General features: G+C 50.8%; 19 protein-coding genes and 3 tRNA genes. 7 read left to right on the top strand and 15 right to left on the bottom strand.

Going from position 1 to position 25027, the window contains the following annotated elements; genetic code table 11:
• Nucleotides 1-63: 63 nt before the first annotated feature.
• Genes AC1EK1_RS02250 through AC1EK1_RS02225 form a run of 6 tightly spaced genes read right to left on the bottom strand, consistent with a single transcriptional unit; the run spans nt 64 to nt 6804 of the window.
• Entirely contained in the window at nt 64-408 is a 345-nt protein-coding gene (locus AC1EK1_RS02250; protein ID WP_480305440.1) for a hypothetical protein, read from the bottom strand.
• Nucleotides 377-2176 carry an OstA-like protein gene (locus AC1EK1_RS02245; protein WP_480305438.1) on the bottom strand — a complete coding sequence of 600 codons (1800 nt, stop codon included), beginning with the start codon at nt 2174-2176 and terminating at the stop codon, nt 377-379. Before AC1EK1_RS02245 ends, AC1EK1_RS02250 begins: the two co-directional genes overlap by 32 nt.
• 18 nt (nt 2177-2194) lie before the next feature.
• Complete coding sequence (locus AC1EK1_RS02240; RefSeq protein WP_480305437.1) at nt 2195-3574, bottom strand: peptidylprolyl isomerase; 1380 nt, start codon at nt 3572-3574, stop codon at nt 2195-2197.
• 44 nt (nt 3575-3618) lie between these two features.
• Nucleotides 3619-5310, bottom strand: a complete 1692-nt coding sequence (locus tag AC1EK1_RS02235; RefSeq protein ID WP_480305436.1) for a glutamine--tRNA ligase/YqeY domain fusion protein — start codon at nt 5308-5310, stop codon at nt 3619-3621.
• A gap of 25 nt (nt 5311-5335) precedes the next feature.
• Nucleotides 5336-6064: an ABC transporter ATP-binding protein gene (locus AC1EK1_RS02230; RefSeq protein ID WP_480305435.1), complete on the bottom strand. Its 729-nt coding sequence runs from the start codon at nt 6062-6064 to the stop codon at nt 5336-5338.
• Nucleotides 6061-6804, bottom strand: a complete 744-nt coding sequence (locus AC1EK1_RS02225) for an MlaE family ABC transporter permease (RefSeq protein ID WP_480305434.1) — start codon at nt 6802-6804, stop codon at nt 6061-6063. The genes AC1EK1_RS02230 and AC1EK1_RS02225 overlap by 4 nt, the downstream gene beginning before the upstream one ends.
• A 537-nt stretch (nt 6805-7341) precedes the next feature.
• Here AC1EK1_RS02225 and AC1EK1_RS02220 point away from each other — a divergent pair.
• On the top strand, nt 7342-8649 hold the full coding sequence (locus AC1EK1_RS02220) for an MFS transporter (protein ID WP_480305433.1): 1308 nt from the start codon (nt 7342-7344) through the stop codon (nt 8647-8649).
• Between the two features lie 35 nt (nt 8650-8684).
• Entirely contained in the window at nt 8685-9683 is a 999-nt protein-coding gene (locus AC1EK1_RS02215; protein WP_480305432.1) for a glycoside hydrolase family 130 protein, read from the top strand.
• 98 nt (nt 9684-9781) lie between these two features.
• Here AC1EK1_RS02215 and AC1EK1_RS02210 read toward each other — a convergent pair whose 3' ends face one another.
• On the bottom strand, nt 9782-11287 hold the full coding sequence (locus AC1EK1_RS02210) for a M16 family metallopeptidase (RefSeq protein ID WP_480305431.1): 1506 nt from the start codon (nt 11285-11287) through the stop codon (nt 9782-9784).
• A gap of 488 nt (nt 11288-11775) precedes the next feature.
• Between AC1EK1_RS02210 and AC1EK1_RS02205 the strand changes: the two genes are divergently transcribed.
• The 4 genes from AC1EK1_RS02205 (at nt 11776) to AC1EK1_RS02190 (ending at nt 16305) form a co-directional block, all read left to right on the top strand.
• Nucleotides 11776-12996: an L-serine ammonia-lyase gene (locus AC1EK1_RS02205; protein WP_480305430.1), complete on the top strand. Its 1221-nt coding sequence runs from the start codon at nt 11776-11778 to the stop codon at nt 12994-12996.
• Nucleotides 12997-13087: 91 nt separating this feature from the next.
• Nucleotides 13088-13804 carry a hypothetical protein gene (locus AC1EK1_RS02200; RefSeq protein ID WP_480305429.1) on the top strand — a complete coding sequence of 239 codons (717 nt, stop codon included), beginning with the start codon at nt 13088-13090 and terminating at the stop codon, nt 13802-13804.
• A complete protein-coding gene (locus AC1EK1_RS02195; protein ID WP_480305428.1) occupies nt 13804-14409 on the top strand; it encodes a response regulator transcription factor in 606 nt (201 codons plus the stop codon). The genes AC1EK1_RS02200 and AC1EK1_RS02195 overlap by 1 nt, the downstream gene beginning before the upstream one ends.
• Before the next feature lie 3 nt (nt 14410-14412).
• On the top strand, nt 14413-16305 hold the full coding sequence (locus AC1EK1_RS02190; RefSeq protein ID WP_480305427.1) for an ABC-F family ATP-binding cassette domain-containing protein: 1893 nt from the start codon (nt 14413-14415) through the stop codon (nt 16303-16305).
• Nucleotides 16306-16309: 4 nt separating this feature from the next.
• Here the strand turns inward: AC1EK1_RS02190 and rodA are convergent, their stop codons facing one another.
• From rodA to AC1EK1_RS02150, 8 genes are all read right to left on the bottom strand, one after another.
• Nucleotides 16310-17764 (bottom strand): rod shape-determining protein RodA, encoded by a 1455-nt coding sequence (rodA, locus tag AC1EK1_RS02185; RefSeq protein WP_480305426.1) that lies wholly within the window; start codon nt 17762-17764, stop codon nt 16310-16312.
• Between the two features lie 2 nt (nt 17765-17766).
• A complete protein-coding gene (locus AC1EK1_RS02180; RefSeq protein ID WP_480305425.1) occupies nt 17767-19614 on the bottom strand; it encodes a penicillin-binding transpeptidase domain-containing protein in 1848 nt (615 codons plus the stop codon).
• A complete protein-coding gene (locus AC1EK1_RS02175; RefSeq protein ID WP_480305424.1) occupies nt 19615-20139 on the bottom strand; it encodes a rod shape-determining protein MreD in 525 nt (174 codons plus the stop codon).
• Between the two features lie 31 nt (nt 20140-20170).
• Nucleotides 20171-21031, bottom strand: coding sequence for a rod shape-determining protein MreC (mreC, locus tag AC1EK1_RS02170; RefSeq protein ID WP_480305423.1), 861 nt, complete (start codon nt 21029-21031; stop codon nt 20171-20173).
• Between the two features lie 24 nt (nt 21032-21055).
• Entirely contained in the window at nt 21056-22075 is a 1020-nt protein-coding gene (mreB, locus tag AC1EK1_RS02165) for a rod shape-determining protein MreB (protein WP_480305422.1), read from the bottom strand.
• Between the two features lie 53 nt (nt 22076-22128).
• Nucleotides 22129-23655: a bifunctional phosphoribosylaminoimidazolecarboxamide formyltransferase/IMP cyclohydrolase gene (purH, locus tag AC1EK1_RS02160; protein WP_480305421.1), complete on the bottom strand. Its 1527-nt coding sequence runs from the start codon at nt 23653-23655 to the stop codon at nt 22129-22131.
• A 382-nt stretch (nt 23656-24037) separates the two neighbouring features.
• Nucleotides 24038-24110 (bottom strand) — tRNA-Thr (locus AC1EK1_RS02155).
• A 204-nt stretch (nt 24111-24314) separates the two neighbouring features.
• Nucleotides 24315-24387, bottom strand: a tRNA-Gly gene (locus tag AC1EK1_RS02150).
• Between the two features lie 542 nt (nt 24388-24929).
• Between AC1EK1_RS02150 and AC1EK1_RS02145 the strand changes: the two genes are divergently transcribed.
• Nucleotides 24930-25006, top strand: a tRNA-Arg gene (locus tag AC1EK1_RS02145).
• Nucleotides 25007-25027: the final 21 nt, after the last annotated feature.

The following is a 25027-nucleotide window of genomic DNA, read 5'->3' as shown; positions in this document are numbered from 1 at the left end:
GGCAAGTGGTTTGAGGCTTATTATTTTGAGGAAAATGGGGCTGCGGAGGGAATAGGAACTTAGTTAAAAACCAAAGAAAGAAAAGAAGCGGATGCCGATATTATCGTACAACCATAGAAATAGGACGAGTAGGAGTATGAGAATGAGGAGTATGGTCCAGTTTTTTTGTTGCAACGCACCTCGGAGATCCTCTCCACGCTTGTAAGAGCCTAGCACATCCGACTGCTGGTGAAAGGCGCCTCTGAGCTTGTCTTTGACCAGCTCGGCTTCTTCTTTGTCGCCAAACTCCTCGGGATAGTACTTACGTCGCGCTCGGCTAATGCGCTTTTGCATCTCCTCCTTCTTGGCATCGTAGTACCGGTAGGTGTATCTAAATTTACTTGGCTTCCTGGGCTTGTAAAAGTTCATCAGTCCCATTGCTCTCTTCCTTCTTTGTGGGTTGTGCTTCTGTGGTTGGCTTCTCTTTTTCTTTCTCTTTTTCTTTTTCTTCCGGATCGGGCTCGTAGAGTAGGCTACCCTGTGGTTTGGCGGCCTCTTTCAGTTCAGTGCTCATAGAAGCACCGGGGAGAGGTGTGTTGCGGAAGATATCTAGGCTTCCCAGTGGGCGTCCCTCGGGAAACCATACAAAATTGGTGTAGATCAGTTGATCTGATGTCAGGAGTGGCACCGGGGTGATGGTGCCCACGGTTTTGTCCAATAGCATGATGCGCTCTATCTCTTGATTGTCGAATTGCATCAGTATTGCACTACTCTGACTCCGTATTTGCTCGGTTAGGAGACTGTCAGCGTTGAGGTTGTAGTAGATGCTTTCGGCATTTCCTCGCGCCCATAGGGAGTCCATCTTGTTATCTGAGAAATAGGTCAAGACCTCGCGTCCTCTGAGTTGATTGAAGTAGTTGTCACGTACTTGGTCAGAGAGATAGGCATTTTGGCGGATGTGAGCATGGTGGAGGGCACTGTCTGCAAAGTAGAGGGTGATGCTGTCTCCCGTGACTTGTGACGATCCACTCCATATATATGGGGAGCCTATTAGGTGGAGTAGCGAATCTGCTGTGAGGTAGAGTAGACTGTCCGCCACGGCTTGTATGTCACTTCGGTAGAGTCGGACGTTGCCTTTGCCCTTGTAGACACTGTGGAGGGAGTCCACTTTTAGGAGCTCCAGCTCTTGTGCATGTGCCCATAGGGTGTCGGGCTCGGAGTACTCCATGATATAGGCGCTATCTTTAGCCAGCCCATGTCCTGTCCCCTCGTTGTACTCAATATAGTTGCCTCTGAGGTCCACTTTTTGTGCGGTGTCACGTAGGACTACGTGTCCATGGAGCTCGGCAAATTGGTTGGGGCGATCGTACCTCAGGGAGTCGCCGGTCATCCAGTACTTGTCGCTTGTGATCTCGGCTCGGTCTAGGAGGTTGGCGACATCTCGTTCGGTGTCGTATGTGCCTCGTGTGGCCGTGATGACCCCACTGTCTCCGACTATCCTGGTTGGACCCAGGATGGTGGCTATGTGCGTGTTGGTGTCGTAGAAGAGGGTGTCGGAGTAGAGCGTGAAGTTTTCGTTTTCTAGCTTTACATTGTTGTTGAAAGTCGCCGTCTTGGTTGTTGTGTCGTACTCTCCATAGACGGAGGAGAGGACATTTAGGCTGTCGACGATAGTGCCGTGATCTGCGTAGTACCCTATGCCTAGGCCTCTGTCGTAGTCGAGGCTATCGGTGTAGAGCGTATTTTGTCCGTGCTCCATCCTCACCAGATAGCGGAGTCGGGCTAGCAGAGTAGGTCCGTCGTAGTCAAGGTAGTGGCAGTAGATGTGGAGGGAGTCTCCCTGCTCGATGTGCACCTCTCCATAGGCTTCAAACCGGTTGGACTTTTCGTACAAAAGCGCACTGTCGCAGTACATGGTTGCGTCATTGTGCTTGAAAACCACGTTACCACGCAGTACTTGAGCGTCAGGGTTGAGCTCTTTGTCGTAGCTCCAGACATCTACATGGTCGATGATGATCTGCTCTTTGGTCGGGCGGCCAGTGCTGTCTTGTATAGATGAAGCTATGCTGTCCCTCTCACTGAGCAAGGGGAGTCGACCGGTCGTGGCGATACGGTCTGCACCGCTGGCAATCATACCGACCAGTAGGAGCCCGGCACTGAGAAGAGTCCTGAGTATGGGGCGCTTATCCCGAGACATCTGCTTGGGTACGATGTGTTAGTTATCGAGGACCCAGCCGGGGTATTGAAAGTCACAATCGCGATACGCCGGGCTGATGCGTACGTAGGTGGTTTTTTGCTTTTCGCGTATCCACTCATCTAGCACTTCGGCTCGTTTGCGTGCCTCGACGATACTTTTCACGACTTGGTAGTCGTCCACTACGTTTGCCCGATGTCCTTCGTGTCGCTCTTTTAGTCGGACAATGGCCATGACCTCGTTGTTGTTTTTGTTGTACATCCTAAAAGGCTTGGAGACTTCTCCCACCTTTAGTTTGGCAACGACGGAGGAGATCTCTTGGGGAAGGTCTTCGAGTTGAAAGCGCGAGGTGCCATATTGGTTACTCTGGCTCTTGTCGTTGACCATTTGTCCATTGCTGAGGCGTGTGTCCTCGTCGGTCGAGTAGTACATTGCGGCTGTGCCAAAGTCAAGACTGTCCACCCGGATCAAGTGGGCGATGGAGTCTAGTCGTTCGGTAGTTTTGTCAAGCTCAGCAAAATCAACATTGGGGCGCAACATGATGTGACGGACATTGATCAGGTCATCTCGTCGGTCAATCAGCTGGATAATGTGATAGCCACGCTTGGTTTGGACGATACGGGAGACTTTGGAGGGGTCGCGTAGGCTGAATGCCACGTTGGCAAACTCCGGCTCCAGTTCGGCGCGCCCTAGGTATCCCAGCTCGCCACCTTTCATCGCTGTCGCTTTGTCTTCGGAGTAAAGGCGAGCAAGAGTCTCAAAAGACATCTTGCCACTATTTATCTGATTGGTAAAGTCCACTAGCTTGGCTTTGACCCGATCGACCTCGGTCATTGACAATTTGGGCGTAAGGGTGATGATCTGTACTTCGACAGCTTGGGGAATAAAGGGTAGGGAGTCCTTGTCCACCTTGTCGTAAAAGCGAGTGACTTCGCTAGGTGCTATCACGATTTCGCCAACCAATTGACGTTGCATTTGCATCACGGTAAACTCCTCGCGTACGACTTTCATACGGTCCTCTCTGATCTGTGTGTAGCGTTGTCCCAGGTACTCCTCGACCTTGTCACGTCCGCCAAGCTCAGCTGTGACAGACTCGAGCCAGCGATTGACCTCTTGGTTGACCATCTGTTCATTGGGCAGCACGCTGTCAATCTCCGCTTGGTTCAAAAAGAGCTTTTGGACGGCCATCTGCTCGGGGATAATGCAGCGTGCATTGCCCGGAAAGTGCTGCCCCATGCTCTCGTAGTACAGTCGCTGTCGCTCAATATCGGAGCGAAGGATGGGTTGGTCTCCCACTATCCATGCGACCTCATCGATCACGTTGGTTTTGTTTTGTCCGTGAGCGATGGTGGTACATGCGAGTAGCAGGAGCAACAGGATATCTCTTGTGTATCTATACATTGTGGTAGTCTTGTCTCCTTGGATTAGGCTTGGTCGGGTTGGGGTTACTTGTTATTTTGTTCTTTTTTCCAGCTGTCTTTCAGCGTCACGGTCTGTACAAATACCGGTTTTTCGACCGAGCTGTCTTTGTCTTTCACGAAGTAGCCTTTTCGGACAAACTGGTAGTGATCGCCTACTTTTGCCTCCTTGAGCCACTCTTCTGCATAGGCGGTGGGTATGATCTGCTCGCTGTCAGGGTTGACCAAGTCTTGGAGGTCATCGTACTTCTCCTCTGCTGGATTCTCCGAGAGGAAAAGTTTGTCGTACAAGCGTAGCTCTGTGGGGATGGCATGCTTGACGTTTACCCAGTGAATGGTCCCCTTTACCTTACGAGAGGCACCCGGCATACCGGTGCGAGTATCGGGGTCGTACTCAGCGTGTACTTCGATGATGTTGCCATCTGCGTCTTTCACACACCCGGTGCACTTCACGATGTAGGCACACCTCAGTCGGACTTCTCTGCCGGGGGTTAGGCGGAAGTACTTCTTTGGTGCATCTTCCATAAAGTCCTCGCGCTCGATCCAGAGTTCTCGTCCAAATACGATCTCGTGTGTCTTTGTCTCCGGATCCTCGGGGTTGTCCACTGCTGTCATGGCTTCCTCTTGGCCTTCGGGGTAGTTGGTGATCACCAGCTTTATCGGATCCAGGACTACGGAGGTGCGGAGTGCACGCTTATTGAGGTCTTCGCGCACGGTGTGCTCCAGTAGCTCGACATCCACGGTCCCCTCGTACTTGGTGTACCCGATGGCGTCGATGAAGTTGCGGATGCTCTCCGGCGTATAGCCTCTCCGCCTCAATCCCACCAGCGTGGGCATCCGAGGGTCATCCCACCCGTGGACGATCTTGCGTTGTACCAGCTCTAGGAGTTTTCGCTTGCTCATCATCGTGTGGGTGATGTTTAGGCGGTTAAACTCATACTGCCTCGGCCTGTAGTCGTCCGTCTTTAGCAAATCTATGAAGTAGTCGTACAGTGGTCTGTGGACGACAAACTCCAGGGTGCAGATGGAGTGGGTCACTCCCTCAAAGTAGTCACTCTGGCCGTGAGCAAAGTCGTACATGGGATATACCTTCCACTTTGTGCCGGTACGGTGGTGTGGGTGGTGCATGATGCGGTAGATGATCGGGTCGCGGAAGTGCATGTTGGAGTGCCCCATGTCAATCTTTGCCCTCAGAGTCATTGCTCCGTCCGGAAATTCTCCTTGTTTCATCCTTTCAAAGAGGGCTAGGTTCTCCTCTACCGGTCTGTTTCGATAGGGACTCTCTATTCCCGGCTCGGTGAGCGTCCCTTTCTGTGCGGCGATTTGCTCGGAGGTTTGCTCATCGACGTAGGCCAAGCCACGCTTGATCAGATCTACGGCAAAGTCGTATAGCTGATCAAAGTAGTCCGATGCGTGATAGACGTGGTTCCACTCAAAGCCGAGCCACTTGATATCTTCCATGATGGCATTGGTGTACTCCACATCCTCCTTGACAGGGTTGGTGTCATCAAACCTTAGGTTGCACGTCCCTCCGTACTTTTGTGCGATTCCAAAGTCGATACAGATAGCTTTGGCGTGACCTATGTGTAGGTAGCCGTTGGGCTCCGGTGGAAATCGTGTCTGGATGCGTCCATCGTTTAGACCATTTCGAAGGTCATCCTCCACTATTTGCTCGATGAAGTTGAGCGACTTCTCGGTTTTTTTTGTCTCCTCGGTCATCTCGTTGTCTTACTTATATTTGGTGTTACAGTTGGCTGATGAATACAAAGTCCTTTAGTGGCTTATTGTCTGAGTGTTCGATGTCTACCCCTCGTCCCTCCCACGATACCTTGCCATCGTTGAGAAAGATCACTTTGTCGCCGATGTTTTTCACTGAGTTCATGTCGTGGGTGTTGATGATTGTGGTGATACTGTTTTCGGTGGTGATTTCCTTGAGCAGCGCATCGATCACTTTGCTGGTCTCGGGGTCCAGTCCACTGGTCGGCTCATCGCAAAACAGATATTTTGGACTCATTACGATGGCTCGGGCTATGGCGGTGCGTTTTTTCATTCCCCCGCTGATCTCGTCCGGAAACTTGTAGCGTGCATCCCACAGTTGGACTCGGTTGAGGCACTCCTTCACACGTGCGTTCCGGTCGCGGCGCTTGAGGGGGCTAAACATTGCAAGCGGGAAGAGTACGTTGTCAAAAATACTCATGCTGTCAAAGAGTGCCGAGCCCTGAAAGAGCATCCCCATCTCCTGTCGGAGCTTGGACTCCCGCCCGGCATTCATCCTCAGCAGGTCTTGGCCGTCATAGAGTACCTGCCCCTCGTCCGGCGTCTCCAGCCCAACCAAGCACTTGAGCAAAACCGTCTTTCCGGCACCACTCTTGCCTATGATCAGTGAGCACTCTCCTCTGTCAAATGTGGCATCCACACCACAGAGTACGGCTTTGTCGCCAAACTGCTTTTGCAACCCTTTCGCCTGAATCATGTCAGTAGTAGTTGGGTCAGGACTAGGTCGCTGACGAGTATGGCAACATTGCTGTACACGACCGCTTTGGTCGTGGACTCGCCTACCTCCAGAGCACCACCATCCACGGTGTACCCAAAGTAGGCACTGATTGTCGTGATGAAAAAGACATAGACCTCACCCTTGGTGATCGAGTAGAGGATGCGTGACTCACGAAAGTTTAGCTGCAAGCCGGAGATAAACTCTGTCAGAGGAATCTCCGGAGTAATCAGAGCTCCGAGATACCCCCCCAATATCCCGACAAACATGCTGACAACCACCAGGATGGGTACAAAGAGCATCATCCCTATTACCTTGGGGAGGATAATGTAGTTGGCTGCATTGACCCCCATGATATTCATGGCATCGATCTGCTCTGTCACCCGCATGGTCCCGATCTCGCTGGCGATACTGCTACCACATTTGCCGGCCAAGATCATGCACATGATCGTACTCGAAAACTCCAATACTATGATCTCGCGGGCTGAGTAGCCCATGATGAACTTGGGGACCAGAGGAGTGGTCACATTGATCCCCAGCTGTATGGTGATGACTGCACCGATGAAAAACGACACGAGCATCACGATCCAGAGAGACCCAACCCCCTGGAAGTGCACCTCACGAACTAACTCGCGAAAGAACATACTCCAGCTCCGAGGGATCCTAAAAACCCTGCCAAGGAGGACGATGTAACGTCCGACCGGTTCGATATAGCTCCTCATTTACTCTTTTGTCATCCAAGTAGGGTGTGGAATCATACGCACACTAATGTACAAATATACCCTTTTGTGGCGAAAGTCGCACCTTCCCCTGCTGACCGCCCTCCTGTGGGCTGAGCATTTGGGGCTCGTGGCGGGAAGGTCGTGAAGGGCTTCGGGCCTTTCGGAGGACAATTTTGGACGGGAGAAAAAGATGATGAGGTCGGAGAAAAAGGTGCGTATGTCCGAGGAAAAGATAAAATCACTAAGTGATTTCTTCAAATCACACTGTGACGCGAAGAAATCACTCAGTGATTTGAACAAATCACATAGTGATTTTGAGTTTTTCGACCGGGGAAAATAGTTTGGAAGTACATAGGGAGGACTTTTGATACCGAGGGGTGTACTTTTTGATCACCTCTGGGTCGGAATACTCTCCTCCACCGGTGTCGCTCCTTCCCGGATGGTGTTCCGATCCGGTGGGCTAGTATGTGCATCTTTTGTGTATCTTTGGAGCGGTGAGGGGGACAATGTAAGTGATACGCATAAGCAACGAAACGGATGACGACAGATTCGCTCACTCCTCGCAGTAAAAAGATTAGTCCCATACTGTGGGTGGCAACAGTCTACTTCAGTATGGGATTGCCGTATGTCCTGATATCGGATGTATCGGTGTTGGCTTTCAAGGATCTTGGGATTTCGGATGCCCAGATAGCTTTTTGGACTTCGCTTTTGGTTTTGCCTTGGAGCCTAAAGCCTTTGTTTAGCCCCATCATGGAGCTGGTGGGGACCAAGAAACGGTATGTTTTTGCCACGGAGCTGATCTCATCGGTGGTCCTCGGGGTGGTCTGTGCCAGTCTTGGTCTCTCCGACTTTTTTACGATCACCTTGGTGCTCTTGGCGATCATGGCTCTCTCCGGCTCGATCCATGACATCGCCGGTGATGGAACCTATATGGCTGAGCTTGCCGCTGATGAGCAGAGTGAGTATATAGGTTGGCAGGGGGCTTTTTATAACCTGGCCAAGATTTTGGCCAAGGGGGGCTTGGTCTACTTGGTGGGGCTGATGAGTGTCGATATGGGTGTCCTCAATGCTTGGCGTGTGGTTTTTGCACTTGGTGGGGTGATCATGCTGTGTATGGCTGTGTACCACTTTTTTGTCCTGCCGGGGCGTTTGAGGGTGGCTCAAGAGGCCGGTCGGTCCCGGACGATGCGGGAGGCGATGCGGGAGTTTCTGGATATTTTTCGCTCTTTTTTTGAGAAAAAGTACATCTGGTACTATTTGGTATTCATATTGCTCTACCGTTTTACGGAGGGTTTGGCCATCAAGGTGGCGCCTCTTTTTTTGAAAGCCGATATCGCAGTCGGTGGCATTGGTCTGACGAATGAGAAGTTCGGGCTCTTTTATGGCACTATAGGTACCGCTTGCTTCATCTTTGGCAGTATCCTGAGTGGCTACTTCATCCGTTACTTTGGCTTGAAGAATGTCCTTTTTGTGCTGGCACTGATCTTTAATATCCCTTTCATTGTCTTTTTCTTATTTGCGCAAATGGCACCTGTGGACGAGGTGTGGGTTGCCACGGGCATTGCTTTTGAGCAGTTTGGCTACGGCTTTGGTTTTGTGGGGCTGAGCCTTTTCATGATGCAGCAGGTGGCTCCGGGACCTCATCAGATGGCGCACTATGCGATTGCCAATAGTCTGATGAACCTCAGCGTAATGATTCCCGGGATGATGAGTGGCTTTATCAGTGACGCTGTCGGGTACAAGACTTTTTTCTTGATCGCTGTGTTGCTGGCGATACCGGGTATCATTTGTGCCAAGATTGTGCCTTTTACGTACGACCAAAACGGAGCTAAGATTTCGAAATAAATATTTTTCCAACCAACTAAAGCAAAATCTGAATAATGAGTAAACTAATCATCCACGGTGGGGCACTCCCCAATATGCCCTGGCAAGATCGCCCGGAAGGGTGTAAGGAGGTCATGTGGCGCTATACCGAGAACCCGGTGATCCGGCGAAATGCGTTGAGGACCAGCAACAGTATCTTCAATAGTGCTGTTGTCCCCTTTGGCGATGGCTATGCCGGGGTTTTTCGTTGCGACGACACCAATCGACGCATGCGCCTGCATGTGGGGTTTAGCAAGGATGGTCTCAAGTGGGACATTGAGGAGAATAAGATAGAGTTTGAGTGCCGGGATGCTGAGATAGGAGAGTGGGTGTATGGCTATGATCCTCGGGTTGCCTTCATCGATGACCGCTACATCGTGACCTGGTGCAATGGCTACCATGGACCCACTATAGGGGTGGCTTGGACCAAGGACTTCAAGACTTTTCATCAGCTGGAAAATGCTTTTTTGCCTTTCAATAGGAATGGGGTGATGTTTCCCCGCCGGATCAATGGCAACTATGCGATGCTGAGCCGCCCTAGTGACAATGGGCATACTCCGTTTGGGGATATCTTTTACTCCGAGTCTCCTGACCTTGAGTACTGGGGGCGTCACAGGCATGTGATGGCTCCTGCCGCCTTTGAGGATAGTGCTTGGCAGTGCCTGAAGATTGGTGCCGGACCTATCCCCATAGAGACTTCGGAGGGGTGGCTGATGATTTATCACGGCGTGCTTCGCAGTGCCAATGGCTATGTCTACAGTTTTGGCTCTGCTTTGCTGGACTTGGAGAAGCCTTGGGAGGTTTTGGCTCGCAGTGGTCCTTACCTTATTTCGCCACAGGAGTACTACGAGTGTGTGGGGGATGTCCCCAATGTCACGTTTCCTTGCGCTGCGTTGCATGATCCGGAGAGCAAGCGTATCGCTGTGTACTACGGATGTGCGGATACGGTTACGGGGCTGGCTTTTGGGTACATTGATGAGATCATAGCGTTTACCAAGGAGACAAGCATCCTATAGCGAGGGTTGCTTTTGCCCTTGATGTGCAAAAATATAGGCGGGGAGCGTACAAGCTCTCCGCCTATATTTTTGTTTGCAGCTGTAGGCCTTGACCGGAGTTATTGGTGAAAGGCGCGCCTAAACTGCCGAAGAACGGTGTTGCCGGACGGGATGGCCATTCCGCGCTTTTGGGGTAGGACCACAACGATGGTTAGGCTTTGCTTGTCGTTGACCAGTAGTCGGAAGTTTTTGTTGACCGTCTCTAGGGTCACCTGCTCTGCGATGGCGGAGAGTAGTTGACTCTGGAGATCCACTCCGGGTGCGTAGCCTCCTCGGGTGAAGTAGTTGGTGTAGCGTTTTGCCAGTGCACTGTTGGCCAAGTGTTCATCGGCGACGAAGCCCTTGACGCGCTCCAGTAGCTTGCTCTCTGCCTCTCGATACTCTGTCTCCGAAAACCCCTTCTCCAGAGTCTGCCGTATCATTCGGACTGTTGTCTCAAGAGCTTTTTGGTATCTGGTTCCCTCTGCTGTCACTCTGAGGGTGTAGGCATCTTCTGTCATGGCGATGTCCAAAAAAGGGGTGTACCTAAAGTTTGCTTGTAGGATTGGTGAGTTGCTTGATCCGATCAGTTTTTGGAGCCTTGCCTCCATCATCATACTGATCATCTGGGTGTTGTAGTCCATGAGGAGTCCGGCTGCGGAGGCCTTGATCTCTGCCGGTGCCGCAGTGTGTGCCCAGCTGATCAGGAGGGTTGTGTTTTGGATGCCTCGGTCGGTGATGACGATGGCATTGGGCTCATGGTGCTCGGGGACTTCCGGATAGGTGCGCTCTATGGTGGTGTTGGGCTTGGGGATGTTGCCAAAGGTGGCCTTTAGCCTACGCTCCACTTTCCGGGGATCAATATCGCCCACGACGATGATTCCCTGTAGGTCGGGACGGTACCACTTGGCATAAAAGTCTCGCAAACTTTGGTAGGAAAAGGATCGGAGGACCTTGGGGTTGCCTACCGGAGTGTGCAAGCCGTATGGATGGTCTATAGGGAGGACACGCTCCAGTATCGTGGAGCGGATACGAGATTCAGCGCTATCCCCGGCCTCGATTTCGCCAATAATTTTTTGGCAGACCTCCTCTACGCTATGCGAGTCGAGCACTAGCTCGTTGCTCCAGCCCCTGATGACTCCCAGTAGGTCGCTTAGGTCATCCTGCCCACCGGTTGGGAAGTCATGTATGGTGTATAGGGTCTCGTCGTAGGTGACTGTGGCCTTGACTCCTTGGTCCAGTGACAACCCCCTGGCCGAAAAAAACGCTGCAAGCTCTGTCGCCGTGTGACGTTTTGTCCCCTGTAGCACCATCTGAGACAAGAGGTTGGAAAAGCCGGCCTCGTCTGCTCTTTCCACGCTAGAGCCTACTTTGACCGCAAAGGTCAGGTCTGCCCGTCCGGGTGAGGTGGTGTTTCGTCGGATAATGTAGCTGAGACCGTTGTCAAGTGTGCCGGTCACGGCTTCGGGGTCCATGGGGAGTGGTGGGATCTCATCTTCCTGTGCCCATGCGCTGTGAACCCCCAAAAAGAGGATAGCTGTCAGTGTCAGGGATCGTAGGTATTGTATAGGTCGTAGATGTGGCATTTTTGTCGCTCCGATTGTTTGTTGTCCTTGTCTGTGTGTGAGTTTTAGGTAGATTGATTCGGGGTGTCTGCCTAGGACTTCTCCTGCTTTTGGACTAAGCGTCCTTTGACAAATGTAAGATTAACTTCGGAAAAAACGAATTTAGGCTTCTCCTTTTGCACTTTTTGTGCAGAGAGCAAAGGTCCCCATTAGGTCCGTCTACTCGTTTGCTTCTATCCGTGAAAAGTTTTGCTTCTATCCGTGAAACCGTTTGCTTCTATCCGTGAACCTTTCGTCCCTTTGCAACTGCTTGATTCTCTGTCTGTCGTAGGCCGCTAACAATGGTCTGAAAACCAAGCCCCCGTTTTTGGCTACTTTGAGGATTGCTTTTTCGCTGAGTGAAGAGCCGAAATTCCTCCTATTTGGAAAATGGGTAACTTTGTGCTACAATGGCTGAGTGGATGTCTTGAAAAAATCTACAGAGCCGTGTTGTAGAATAGTAAGCGAGAATGGAGTCGATAAAAACAATATACAAGATAGGAAGTGGCCCATCCAGTAGCCATACGATGGCTCCCAAGCGAGCGGCAGAGATGTTTGCCGAGCGTTTTGACCAAAAAGGGGCACCCCACAGGTTCAGAGTGACACTGTATGGTGCTTTGGCCGCCACGGGCAAGGGACACTTGACTGATGTGGCGATCCAGAATGTCCTTGAGCCTATAGCCCACACCGAAATCCTCTGGGAGCCTAGGACGGTTCCCAAGTTTCATACCAACGGAATGAAGTTTGAGGCACTCTCGGAGAGTGGGGAGGTCGTGGAGGATTGGATGGTCTACAGTATAGGTGGGGGAGCGTTGGCCAACGAGACTTTTGACGAAAGCCGTACGGAGGAGGTTTATCCTCACAATACGATCGCTGAAATCATGAACTACTGCTTTGCCAACCATCTGAACTACTGGGAGTATGTCCTTCGGTTTGAGAAACCCGGTCTGAACGAACACTTGGAGGAGGTCTGGGAAGTGATGAAAGCCGCAGTGGAGCGTGGTCTGAGGACGGACGGAATCATACCTGGTGGGCTCAACCTCAGACGCAAGGCCGGTGAGTACTTGATCCGTGCCAAGACGTATAGTAAGAGTGTGAAGTCCAGAGGGCTTGTCTATGCCTATGCGCTGGCAGTATCCGAAGAGAATGCATGTGGGGGAGTGGTCAGTACAGCTCCTACCTGTGGTTCGTCGGGGGTGTTGCCGGCCGTCCTCTATCATCTCAAGACATCGAGAGACTTCCCGATGCGCTCCATCCTAAGGGCTATGGCCACTGCAGCATTATTTGGAAACATTGCACGCACCAATGCCTCCATTTCCGGTGCTGAGGTGGGGTGCCAAGGTGAGGTCGGTGTCGCATGCTCTATGGCTGCTGCGGCGGCCAATCAACTTTTTGGTGGAAGTCTGAATCAAATAGAGTATGCGGCAGAGATGGGGCTGGAGCACCACTTGGGATTGACGTGCGACCCGGTCTGCGGGCTGGTCCAGATCCCTTGTATGGAGCGAAATGCCTTTGCAGCGGCTAGAGCCTTGGATGCCAATACGTATGCCACTTTTTCGGACGGCTATCATAGGGTGAGCTTTGACCAGGTGATCGAGGTCATGAAGCAGACCGGACACGACTTGCCTAGCCTGTACAAGGAGACTTCTGAGGGTGGGCTGGCGACCTCGTATAGTCGCTCTCACATGTAGGAGTGTAGATATGCCGGTGCGTCTGTGACACACCCTGTATTCCATCGGATGGCGCACTCTTTTTTTTCTATAACAGCAGTCCTTTTTGCACATGGCACCTATCACATCATCGAGTATACTTAGCGATATTGTCCTTGAGAATACATCGGCTCTTCCTATGCTCAATCGCTTTGGGTTGAAGCTCGGATTGGGCAATGCCACGGTGCAGGAGGTGTGCAGGACTCATGGGATCGACATGAGCTTCTTTTTGCACATCGCCAATAACTACCTGCACCCCAACTATATTGGCTCCCTCCACTTATCACCGGCACACATTCCCTTGGTCGTGGATTATCTGGAGAGGGCGAATAATGACTATCTGCACTGTCAGCTCCCCAATGTGCGGATTCATGTGGAGTCCTTTGTGCGCCGAAGTGGATCGGATAGCCCTATAATGGAGAGTATCCCTCCTATCCTCGTGGAGCTGGAGGAGGTACTACAATGTCGGATACGGAGGGATCGGGAAGAGCTCTTCCCGATGTTTCGGAATCTGGCCCGGGAGCTGGGCGGTGATATCCATGCGCTCACTCTGGAGCATCGAGTGCCTATAGAGCCGGAGGATGATCGACTGGAGAGTATTGTGGCAGATGTCATGCAAGTGCTGATACGCCACATAAGAGGTAACTACGATGAAAACTTATTGCACGGGGTGATCTATAGTCTTCAGATGCTCAGAAATGACTTGGCCGCCAACAACCGCTTGCGCTCAAGAGTCTTTATCCCCATGGTGCAGACGATGCAAGCACAACTGCACAAGATCGACCGGTGATGAATACGCCTACTACTCATATCGCACTTATTACCGAGGATACATTGCAGATGATTGGCCTGAAAACGCTGATCAAGCAACAGAATGAACAGGCTGTTGTCGAGCTTTTTGGGTCGTTGGGCGAATTTCGAGACAGTGACCTTGAGACTTTTGACATTCTCTATGTGGAGGATGGTGTGATCGCCCTTGGGGGAGACTTTTTCCGGGGTAAGCGTTTTTGCGTGATCCCTATCATTACGACCTTGTCTCCGGAGCAGGCTCTTCTCGGGCTGGGAGGCGACCAGCTGGTTATTCACCCCAGGTGGGACTGTGAGACACTGAAGCGTGCGATCAGGGAGTCTTTTAGGACTAGCCATGTGATCAAAGAATCCACAGCTGAAAAAGGACTCTCGTCACGCGAGGAGGAGGTGCTGAAAGAGGTGGCACGGGGCTTGACGAACAAGGAAATAGCCGATGCCCTCAACATTAGTATGAATACCGTGATGACCCATCGCAAAAACATTACGTCCAAACTCAATATCAAGACGGTATCGGGGCTGACCTTTTATGCCCTCATGAATAACCTCATCTCCGGAGAGGAGGTGGTAGAGCGTGCATCGGACTAACTTATGCTGGCACTCAATAATATATCGGTCTCTTTTGGGGCTGATGTCCTTTTTCGGGACGTCTCTTTTCAGGTAAGCCCACGGGAGCGTATTGCCCTTGCCGGCCGAAATGGCTCCGGCAAAACAACACTCCTCAATGTCATTGCCGGTCTGAGGCAACCAACCGGTGGCAGTGTTTCGTTCCCGAAGGATGCATCCATCGGCTACCTCCCCCAGCACATGCTTACTCGGGATCACCTCACGGTGCGAGAGGAGGCACGCAAGGCTTTTGCGAGGGGAAAGGAGCTACAAACTCACGCTGACCAACTCACCGAAGAGATGGCCTCTCGCACAGACTATGAGAGTGTAGAATACCTCGAGCTGGTACAGCGGCTTGCCAACGCCACAGAGCTACTCGCTATGTACAAGCCTGAGCAACAAGAGGCGGAGCTGGAGCGTACACTCAAGGGGTTGGGGTTTGGACAGGAGGATCTGGATCGTGGGACTGCTGAGTTTAGTGGAGGCTGGAGGATGCGGATCGAGCTGGCAAAGATCCTGCTGGCACGTCCTGACCTTTTGCTCCTCGATGAGCCAACCAACCACCTGGACATGGAGTCCATCATCTGGCTTGAAAACTTTGTCTCCGAGACCCATGCGGCCGTGATTCTCGTCAGCCATGATAGGCGCTTTTTGGACAACACCACATCGCGTACTATAGAGCTCTCTTTGGGGCAAGCCTTTGACTACAAGGTGAGCTACTCGCGCTATGAGGCTCTCCGACAAGAACGCTACGAGCAACAAATGCGGGCGTTTGAAAACCAGCAAAAGCTCATCAAGGAGACAGAGGACTTCATAGAGCGTTTTAGGTACAAAGCGACTAAAGCAGTGCAGGTACAGTCGCGTATCAAACAACTGGAGAAGCTGGACCGTATCGAGGTGGATCAGATCAATCGCCAGGCGATTCACTTTACCTTCCCCACAACGGTACAGAGTGGTGCGTATCCACTGATCGTAAAGGACCTTCGGATGGCGTACGGTGAGCATGTCGTCCTGAGTGGGGTAGACCTGACAGTGGAGCGTGGAGACAAGATCGCACTTGTGGGAAAAAATGGATCTGGAAAGACGACTTTCGTACGAGGGGTGATGGGAGAAGTGCCACATGAGGGAATGATAAAGTTGGGCCATCAAGTGGAGACGGCCTACTTTGCACAAAATGAGGCTACGCTCTTGGACCCCAACAAAACCATATTTGAGACAATCGATGATATCGCGATTGGTGAGATACGGACTAGGATCAACGATATTCTTGGCGCATTTATGTTCGGTGGCGAAGTCTCAGAAAAGAAAGTGGGTGTCCTCAGTGGTGGTGAACGTAGTCGTCTGGCTATGATACGTTTGTTGCTCTCTCCGTCCAATTTTTTGATCCTTGATGAGCCAACCAATCACCTGGACTTGAGTAGTAAGTCGGTGCTGAAGGAGGCTATTCAAAAGTATGAGGGGACAGTACTCATCGTCAGCCATGATCGAGATTTCTTGGATGGACTGGTAGATAAGGTGTTTGAGTTTAAGGACAAGGCTGTCATCAATCACCTGGGGGGCATGGAGGAGTATGTCCGAAAGCTACAAGTCAGGGAGTCCGGCGAGGAGACCAAGGCAGAGGGTGACAGTACCCAAAAGGTCTCAACCGGACAACTCGCCTATCGGGAGCAGAAGGAGCAACAGCGTCTCGAACGTCAGAAGCAACAGCTTATTGAAAAACTGGAAAGGGAGATTGAGGAGAACGAAAAGGAGCAAGCCAAGATTGAGCATGACTTGAGTATGGGGGATACCTCTCCCGACTTACTGAAGCGGTATGCCGAATTGTCCGACAAGATGCAAAATTTGATGTCTGAGTGGGAGCAGGCCTGTGGTGAATAGAATCTTATGGATCGATACTACGCGTAGCATCGAGTCTCAGAAGGATAAATAGGAGGATGGTAAAGCTAAGAAGCGAGGAGCCTCCGTAGCTGATATACGGAAGAGGTATACCGATCACCGGTATCAACCCCACCACCATCCCGATATTGATCGTCAGATGAAAGAAAAGAATACAGGCCACACTGTATCCATACACTCGCCCAAAACGTGATGTCTGGCGTTCAGCCAACCGGATCAGTCGCAACAACAGCATGAGATAGATCAGAAGCAGGATCGTACTTCCGATAAAGCCATGCTCCTCTCCGATTGTGCAGAAGATAAAGTCCGTGTCTTGTTCCGGAACATAGGAGAGTTTGGTCTGTGTACCGTTTAGGTACCCCTTGCCAGTAAGCTCTCCGGACCCAATGGCGATAAGACTTTGGCGGACATTGTAGCCGACACCGGCGGGGTCATCTTTGAGCCCGAGGGAGACCAAGATACGTTGTTGCTGATGTTGCTGGAGGATGTTTTCAAAGAAGTACTCCACTCCCGATTGTAAGCTGATGGACAGTAGACCAAATAGCACAAGTGCCCAAACGTGCTTTCCGCGCCTTCCGAGGGCTTGAAATCCCACAAAAGCAATGAGCAATCCCAAGGAAATAAGCGCAGGATAGGCGAAGCTAATCGGATGAAATGCGTTGACAAGCAGGCTAATAGCAAAGCAAGACGGTGCTATGATGAGTGCCGCTAATCGCATGCTCCGTACTTGGCAGTAGATCTCAGATGCGATGACTGTGGAGAGGTATACAAAAAGTGGTACCACTACCCATACAGCTTTGGTTAGTCCCCACGTTGTTTCGGCAAAGGCGAGGGTAAGGACAAAAAGAATGATCAAAAAAAGACCAAACATGTGTATGGCACTCGTCAGTCCTTCTCGATAGAGAACCAAAACAAATACAAAGAAGACCAGCGCAGATCCAGTCTCTGATTGTAGGATGATGATGCTCATCGGGGCCAAAAAGATCAAAAAAGCGACCAAAAGATCTGAGAAGCGAGTGATACTAAACTCAAAGCGATCTACCCACCATGCAAGCATTAGGGCTGTTGTGACTTTGGAAAACTCGGCCGGCTGTAGCCTGATTGTGTCAGTCACGACAAGCCAGGAGCGTGATCCCTTGATATCCGGGGCCAAAAAGATAGTTGCTACCAATACCCCTAGCATCAATAGGTATAGGTAAGGAGAGATTTTTTTGTATAGTGCGGTGTCGAGTAGTAGTGTTGCCATTGCGGCACAAAGAGATACACCCATCCAGATCAATTGGCTGGTGATTCGACCTTCGAGGGTGATCCTGCCATCAAGTTGTACGTCGTAGCTTGCGGCGTATATGGTGAGCCAACCTATGATGGACAGGGTCAGGTAGAGTAGGATGGTGAGGTAGTCCAGATTCCTAAAGAAAACGGTTCCTTTGTTCTGTGCCATACTCAATGAGCAATTATTGCATTTAGCATGTTGGTCTCATATTCCTTGGAGGATTCTGATATTGTCCCATCATGCAAGTAATAGTCAATCATTAGTCGCCCAATAGGCAGTGCAAAGGTGGCACCAAACCCAGCATTTTCCACCAGTACCGCAACAGCCACTTGTGGATCCTCCTGTGGAGCATATCCGATGAAGAGTGAGTGGTCCTTGCCGTGAACGTTTTCGGTTGTTCCTGTTTTGCCACAAACCTTGATGTCCGGTATATTGGCTCGTCTACAAGTACCTGAGGTGACAGCCATGCGCATCCCTTGGTCAATGACGTCAAAGTGATCGGACCTTATCCCCGTTTGGTGTAGTTTTACCCCAATAGAGTCTAAGGGAAGTCCTTCAATCTCTTTCACCAAGTGTGGCGTGTAGTAGTAGCCACGATTTGCCACAATGGCAGCAAAGTTGGCCATTTGTAGAGGAGTTGCCAGTATCTCTCCTTGGCCGATAGATATGGAGATGATCGATGATGATGTCCATCGCCTTGCATAGATGGCATCATAGACTTGGGCATTGGGGATGTATCCACGGTTTTCGGAGGGAAGATCGACGCCTAGCTTATACCCATACCCCATGCTGACAATGTGTCCTTTCCAATGCTCAAAAGCCTCTTGTATAGTAGGGTAGTGGGCCCTGTTGTCCAGTAGCTCACGGAGTCCCCAGCAAAAATAGGCGTTGCAAGAAGTGGCCAGTGCATACCTAAGGTCTAGTGGAGAGGCATGACCGTGGCAGGCCGGACGACCGCCGAGCAGTGGGTACCCACGGTAGCAAGTGTATGTGGTTTCGGGACGAATAGCCCCTTCTTGTAAAAATGTGGCGGCTTGTACGGGCTTGAATGTGGACCCCGGGGAGTAGGTTCCCATTGTGGCACGATTGAATAGTGGCTTTTGTGGATCAGCCTGAAGGGCAAGATAGTTGGCACCACGGTTTCGGCCTACGAGTAGTTTGGGATCATAGGATGGAGAAGTAACCATTGCTCGGATTTCTCCTGTTTTGGGTTCGATGACCACTATGGCGCCTCGCTTTCCTTTCATCAATCTCTCGCCATATTCTTGTAGGAGTATATCCAAACTCAGGTGGAGGTCGTGTCCGGACGTTAGTTCTTGGTCCAGCCTGCCATCATCGTATTGTCCTTGGATCCTTCCGTGCGCATCCCTTAGCAGGACAGAGGTTCCTTTCTGCCCTCTCAAAAAGTGCTCATAGCTTCTTTCGATACCGGTAGTACCTGCATAGTCACTTGGTACATAGTATGGATCACGATCAATTGTCGTTTGATTTACTTCACCCACACTTCCTAGGACAAGGGCACCGGACGGGTAGTTGTAGTCTCGTGCGGTGCGGTGGTTGATGTAAAATCCGGGGTATTTATAGAGTTTTTCTTCTAGGAGACTTGCTTCCGAAAGGGTGATTTGTGAGAAGAGTTCTTGAGGAGTATAGGCAGAGTAGCCTCTGTTTTTGCGTAAGTCTTTTAGATCAGAAAAACGCTGCTCCAGTTCATCACGTGAGATTTGGAGTATTGAACAAAACTCTAGGGTGTCAAAGGGTACAACTTCCCTCATGATGACCTGAATCGTAGCCGTCGGTCGGTTGTAGACGACTAGGCGCCCCTTATAGTCGTATATGAGTCCTCTAGACGGGTACAGGGTTTTTCGGTAAAATGCGATATTGTCAGCCGCATACTTGTACTCAGGGTTGAGCACTTGTACATAAAACAGGCGTACTACATAGACAAGCACCACCAGGCACATGATGCTCCCGATGATGTACTGTCGATGTTGGTACTTATTTTTGTGGATGATTGGCATTTAGTTGTCCGTTGTCCTAAAGCTGAGAGCGTCAAATAGCAAATACAGTGCTGTAGATAGGACAGTAGCTCCCAAGATGTAGGGAATGGTTGCCACAAACAATCGGACCGACAGCGCCTCAAGAAACATCAACACTGTGGTATGTAAGAGGGTAAAGAGGAGTAGGTAGAGTAGATATGGTGCCACCCTGATAGACCTTGCCCCGGGGATGAGCAGCCCGTCACTTTCGTCTATGGTCTCCTCTGTCGTCAAGGTCCTCAAAATTTGAGGTCGCATGTAGACAGTCAGTGTTGCGGCAGCCATGTTTAGTCCGGGAGTGTTCATCATTAGATCTAGGACAAAACCTGTGATGGCGGCAGACAACGTGAGAAAACTTCTGGGCGCCTGATAGGGCATCTTTACAAAACCATAGAGGTAGATGATTGGCAGGAAGTAGTGAAAGAGGCGCAAATGGTTCAGCAGTATAGCCTGAAGAAATAGCAGTACTGCCGTGCTCACAAAAAGTCGGGTGTATTGATTCAGCATCTTAGTCTCTCAGAGGGTTCGGTTGTCATCATCAATGTTTTTCCCAGACGGTGTATTCCTCTACTTCTCGTCGTTCTTCCAGCTCATAGTTCCTCAAGACATAGACGTACTTGAGGGTAGAAAAGTTTGTCGCCAACTTGACGTCCAGCGCAAAGAAGCTATCATCTGTTGATTTGCCACGTCCGCTGACGGTCCCTACAAAGAGGTGCTCCGGAAAGATGGCAGAGTAGGCACTCGTGAAGACAGAGTCTCCGACCTCGTACTTCACATGCTTTGGAAGGTTGGTCAGCTGTATCTCTCCTAGGTCGGGCCCTGCCCAGTGAAGGGTACCTGTGTAGTCGGTGCTCGATAGTTTGCAGGTGAGACTAAATTGTGGGTTGGTCAGAGGAATAACTTTGGCGTACTTTTTACCAACTGCCTCGACCACCCCCACGATACTATTAGCCCCTACGACACCCATGTCCGGTTTCACACCATCTGCTTCACCGACATCCAGGGTGATGTAATTTTTTTGCCCGAATTGGGTGTTCCCAACCACTTTGGCTATCACGTAGTCGTACGGAAAAGTGCGATCCACAGTGTCTTTGGACAACCTTTTCCAAGAGAGAGAGTCCACCGTCAGGCGATCCAGGATACTCCTGAGCCTGAGAGCCTCCACTTCTAGGTCAGCATTGCGCTGCATCAGCTCTACATTGGCCTCTTGTAGTCCCATGTACCTATTGGCCGTGTGTGACAGCTCCATCACGTCTCCTATGGCACTATTGGCGGAGCTAAGGAAGACACTGCTACGGTACTTGCTCCCGCTGATTAGCAGGGCTATGGCAACAAACTCAAGGACCAAAAAGAGCAACGTGTGCCCATTTGCCTTGAGAAACTCTATGAGCCGTTCCATGAGACTCTATAGGCTGTAGATAGGTTACTTGAAAAGCAGGGTGTATTTGTCCGTGTTTTTCAGTGCTATATGTGTGCCTTTTGCAACGGCATATAGAGGATCCTCTGCTACGATGAAAGGGATCCTAAACTTGTCACTCAGGCGTCTGTCAAGTCCCTTGAGTAGCGCACCACCACCGCTGAGGTACACCCCATTCTTGTAGATATCTGCATAGAGCTCTGGAGCGGTGTTGTCCAGCGCATTGCCGACTGCTGTTTCAATCTTCAGGATAGACTTGTCGAGACAGCGTGCGATCTCCTTGTAGTTGACCTGTATGGTCTTGGGGAGGATACTTGCGAGATCTTGTCCGATGACTTCAAAGTCCTCAGGCTCATCCTCCAATACTTCGAGTGCAGAGCCTACATTTTTCTTGATCTCTTCAGCGGTGCGCTCTCCGATTCGGATGCTGTGCTCCGTCTTCATGTAGTCCACGATGTCGTTTGTCAGCTCGTCTCCGGCAACTTTTATGGACTTGTTGTTCACGATACCACCTAGGGATATGACGGCTATCTCAGTCGTTCCACCGCCGATGTCTACGATCATGTTCCCCATAGGCTCCATGACGTCCAATCCTATACCAATAGCGGCCGACATGGGCTCATAGATGAGGTATACTTCGTTGGCACCGGCCTTCTCTGCCGCATCGCGTACGGCGCGAATCTCCACGTCGGTACTGCCCGATGGTACGCATACGACCACTTTCATTGAGGTGGGAAAAAAGTGGCGCTTGTTGTCCGCCATCTTGATCATACCTCGGATCATATACTCGGTTGCCACCAAGTCTGCCACGACACCATCACGCAGTGGACGGACGGTCATTAGGTCGTTGTTCTCTTTCTCAAACCGCTTGTAGGCTTCATCGCCCACCCACTCGACTTTCTCAGTCTTGCGGTTGATTGTGACGTAGCTGGGTTGGTCCACGATGATCTTGCCATCCTTGATGATAACGGTATTGGCCGTCCCGAGGTCTATGGCAAGTTTCTTAGTAAAGGAGAAAAATCCCATATTTGAGTTGCTTGAATATTCTGTTAAAATGTGTACCGGTTATCCTCGTGGAATCAGTGCCTAAAGTGGCGCACACCGGTCATTACCATTGACACTCCGTTTGCATTGCAGTAGTCGATGCTGTCTTGATCCCTTACGGATCCACCTGGCTGGATGATGGAGACTATCCCTGCTTCGTGTGCAATCTGCACACAGTCGCTAAAGGGGAAAAAGGCATCAGAGGCCATGACGGCTCCCTTTAGATCAAAGCCCATCTCATTCGCTTTGGCAATAGCTTGTCTCAGTGCATCTACTCGAGAGGTTTGCCCGTATCCGGCACCGAGTATCTGCTGACCTCGTGCTAGTACTATCGCATTGCTTTTGCAAAACTTTACCGCTTTCATCCCAAAGAGTAGATCGCGTATCTCCTCAGGGGTGGGGCGTTTTTCGGTAGCGTAGGTGAGGTCATTTTCGGTCTCGATGCTTCTATCTCTCTCTTGCGCCAATATTCCACCAAGTGCACTCCGGTAGGAGTAGATGGAGGAGTCTTCCCCAATTTTGTCGACTAGGATTACCCGATTTTTCTTCTGAGTCAGGAGGGCTAGCGCACCTTCGCTGTAGCCGGGAGCTATGAGTACCTCTATGAATAGCTTGTGCAGTTCTTCTGCAGTGGCATCGTCTACCACACGATTGAGGACAACAATACCACCATATGCGGATACCGGATCACACGCCAGAGCTGCGACGTAGGCCTCGCATATCGTGGGTCTTACAGCAAGCCCGCAAGGGGTGTTGTGCTTCATGATGGCAACAGCCGGCTCTTTCAGCTCCTCTATCAGTTGAGTGGCGGCATCGATGTCAAGTATATTGTTGTAGCTCAGTTGCTTTCCGTGGAGATGCTCAAAGCGATCCTCAAAGGCGCACCCGTAGTAGGTCCCTTTTTGGTGCTGGTTTTCACCATAGCGCAGGGGAAATGCGGGAGCTAGGGTGAGGGTCTCCGGAGCCTCCGACTGGCCCACGAAGTAGTCCATGATGTGTCTGTCGTAATCCGATGTGCAGCGGAAGGCCCTTGTGGCAAAGCTCTTTCTCTGCTCAAGCGTGGTACAACCATCTTGAGTGTCGAGGAGGTCAATGATCTCACGATAGTAGTTGCGTGACGAAATGATGGTGACATCCCGGTAGTTTTTGGCTGCCGCACGGATGAGAGCTATCCCCCCCACATCGATCTTCTCAATCACCTCAGCTTCGCTACCACCATCTCTCACCGTCTCCTCAAACGGGTACAGATCCACGACGACTAGGTCGATTGGTGATATGTCGTACATTTTGCACTGACGGTCATCCTCGCTGTTGTTGCGCCTCGTCAGGATACCCCCAAAAATCGCAGGGTGCAGGGTCTTTACCCTGCCTCCAAGGATGGAGGGAAAGCTGGTCAGGTCTTCTACGGCTGTACAGGCGTATCCGAGACGGTGAATGTACTCCTGTGTGCCACCGGTGGATACCAATTCAACATGGTGTTCTACAAGACATTTGATGAGGTCATCGAGGCCGTCCTTGTGGTAGACGGAGATGAGGGCTTTTTTGATCCTTGTGTCGGACATAGATTTCTTGCGAGTCTTTTTTAGAGAAAGGGAAAGCACGCCACAAATTAGGAGTTGTGGCACTATCCCAATAGATCTCCGCAAATTTACTCAAACAATTAGACTTCTGCTAGCTGGATACCTTTGAATAATTGGGGGTAATGAAAAAAGCCCTCTCTCTTTTCAGACCGTTGCATAAGGGCTCGTTTTTGGGGCCCCCTTTTGACTGCAAGACTTTACGGATTGCTCCTGAGAATTTGCGGCGATTCGCAAATAAACACACCCTCCACCCATTTGTGCCCAAATACACCGCTCAGGTGGCACTAAAGTCGCTGAGAGATAAAAGAAGAAAGGTTGCTAAACAGCGTATGAAACACTGACTAGCAACCTTTTATATCTACAGAGCCTCTTGTCGGATTCGAACCAACGACCTACTGATTACAAATCAGTTGCTCTACCAGCTGAGCTAAAGAGGCGGGTGGGCAAGCTGTCTACATCGCGTCGCTACAACCAGCTACCCTTGCTGCGATCAAGCCCTGGGGGAGTTCACTAGGAGCTGACCGTGTAGGACTTGCCCCTGTATTTGCGCTGTATGAGCTCTGAAATAAATCTTATGCCCTGATTTTGCTGTGCAAAGGTACCAAATAATACTTATTTGAACAAACCTCTGGCACAACCAGAGCGGTAGGCGGGGGTCGAACCCGTGACCTTCGGCTTGGGAAGCCGACGCTCTACCAACTGAGCTACTACCGCAACTGTTACTTTGCTTGCGCAAAGATACTTATTTTTCAAAAACTACCAAATGGCCTTGGTGAGGATCAAAGGATGCAAGGATCCTGTGAACCTCAATGCGAAAGTGTCTCTAACCTAGGATGCTAAAAGCCTGGAAAATAGGGTCTTTTTTGTGAAAACGCCCTGCTTGGAGGGGTTGGTAATCAGGTGGTTGCAGGTGGCCTCGAGTTTCACGGATAGAAGCGATCGGTTTCACGGATAGAAGCATAGCTTTTCACGGATAGAAGAATTTGCTTTCGCGGCTAGAAGGAAAAGCTCCTTGATGTCCTGATGAGGTATGTGCTGAAAAAGGGGATCGATGGCTAGTAATAAGTGTCTCTATACAGGGTTGTCTTTTGATACTAGATGTTTTTTAGGGACGTAGTGGCGTGCATTTCTGTCGGTCCGAGGGTGCAGTCAGTATTGGCTCTTATTGGGGTGAGTTGCCTCCATGGTTGAGAAAATGTGTGCTTATGCCCGGTATGTTTGAATTTATTGGTAACTTTGTGTCACACGATTGAAATGGCCCGGTAGCTTAGCTGAATAGAGCGTCAGATTCCGGTTCTGAAGGTCAAGGGTTTGAATCCCTTCCGGGTCACCATTTTTGTCACGAGGATTGAGG

The organism is Porphyromonas sp. C0026D3 (assembly GCF_056590775.1).
Note: the sequence above shows the minus strand (reverse complement) of the source record. Positions and strands in the feature narration are given on the sequence as shown.

Coding starts and splice junctions, on each gene's coding strand:
- AC1EK1_RS02220 (WP_480305433.1), top strand. CDS start 7,342: ATGACGACAGATTCGCTCACTCCTCGCAGTAAAAAGATTAGTCCCATA.
- AC1EK1_RS02225 (WP_480305434.1), bottom strand. CDS start 6,804: ATGAGGAGCTATATCGAACCGGTCGGACGTTACATCGTCCTCCTTGGC.
- AC1EK1_RS02205 (WP_480305430.1), top strand. CDS start 11,776: ATGGAGTCGATAAAAACAATATACAAGATAGGAAGTGGCCCATCCAGT.
- AC1EK1_RS02210 (WP_480305431.1), bottom strand. CDS start 11,287: ATGCCACATCTACGACCTATACAATACCTACGATCCCTGACACTGACA.
- AC1EK1_RS02245 (WP_480305438.1), bottom strand. CDS start 2,176: ATGTCTCGGGATAAGCGCCCCATACTCAGGACTCTTCTCAGTGCCGGG.
- AC1EK1_RS02200 (WP_480305429.1), top strand. CDS start 13,088: ATGGCACCTATCACATCATCGAGTATACTTAGCGATATTGTCCTTGAG.
- AC1EK1_RS02175 (WP_480305424.1), bottom strand. CDS start 20,139: ATGCTGAATCAATACACCCGACTTTTTGTGAGCACGGCAGTACTGCTA.
- purH (WP_480305421.1), bottom strand. CDS start 23,655: ATGTCCGACACAAGGATCAAAAAAGCCCTCATCTCCGTCTACCACAAG.
- rodA (WP_480305426.1), bottom strand. CDS start 17,764: ATGGCACAGAACAAAGGAACCGTTTTCTTTAGGAATCTGGACTACCTC.
- AC1EK1_RS02180 (WP_480305425.1), bottom strand. CDS start 19,614: ATGCCAATCATCCACAAAAATAAGTACCAACATCGACAGTACATCATC.
- mreC (WP_480305423.1), bottom strand. CDS start 21,031: ATGGAACGGCTCATAGAGTTTCTCAAGGCAAATGGGCACACGTTGCTC.
- AC1EK1_RS02240 (WP_480305437.1), bottom strand. CDS start 3,574: ATGTATAGATACACAAGAGATATCCTGTTGCTCCTGCTACTCGCATGT.
- AC1EK1_RS02250 (WP_480305440.1), bottom strand. CDS start 408: ATGAACTTTTACAAGCCCAGGAAGCCAAGTAAATTTAGATACACCTAC.
- AC1EK1_RS02215 (WP_480305432.1), top strand. CDS start 8,685: ATGAGTAAACTAATCATCCACGGTGGGGCACTCCCCAATATGCCCTGG.
- AC1EK1_RS02235 (WP_480305436.1), bottom strand. CDS start 5,310: ATGACCGAGGAGACAAAAAAAACCGAGAAGTCGCTCAACTTCATCGAG.
- mreB (WP_480305422.1), bottom strand. CDS start 22,075: ATGGGATTTTTCTCCTTTACTAAGAAACTTGCCATAGACCTCGGGACG.
- AC1EK1_RS02195 (WP_480305428.1), top strand. CDS start 13,804: ATGAATACGCCTACTACTCATATCGCACTTATTACCGAGGATACATTG.
- AC1EK1_RS02190 (WP_480305427.1), top strand. CDS start 14,413: ATGCTGGCACTCAATAATATATCGGTCTCTTTTGGGGCTGATGTCCTT.
- AC1EK1_RS02230 (WP_480305435.1), bottom strand. CDS start 6,064: ATGATTCAGGCGAAAGGGTTGCAAAAGCAGTTTGGCGACAAAGCCGTA.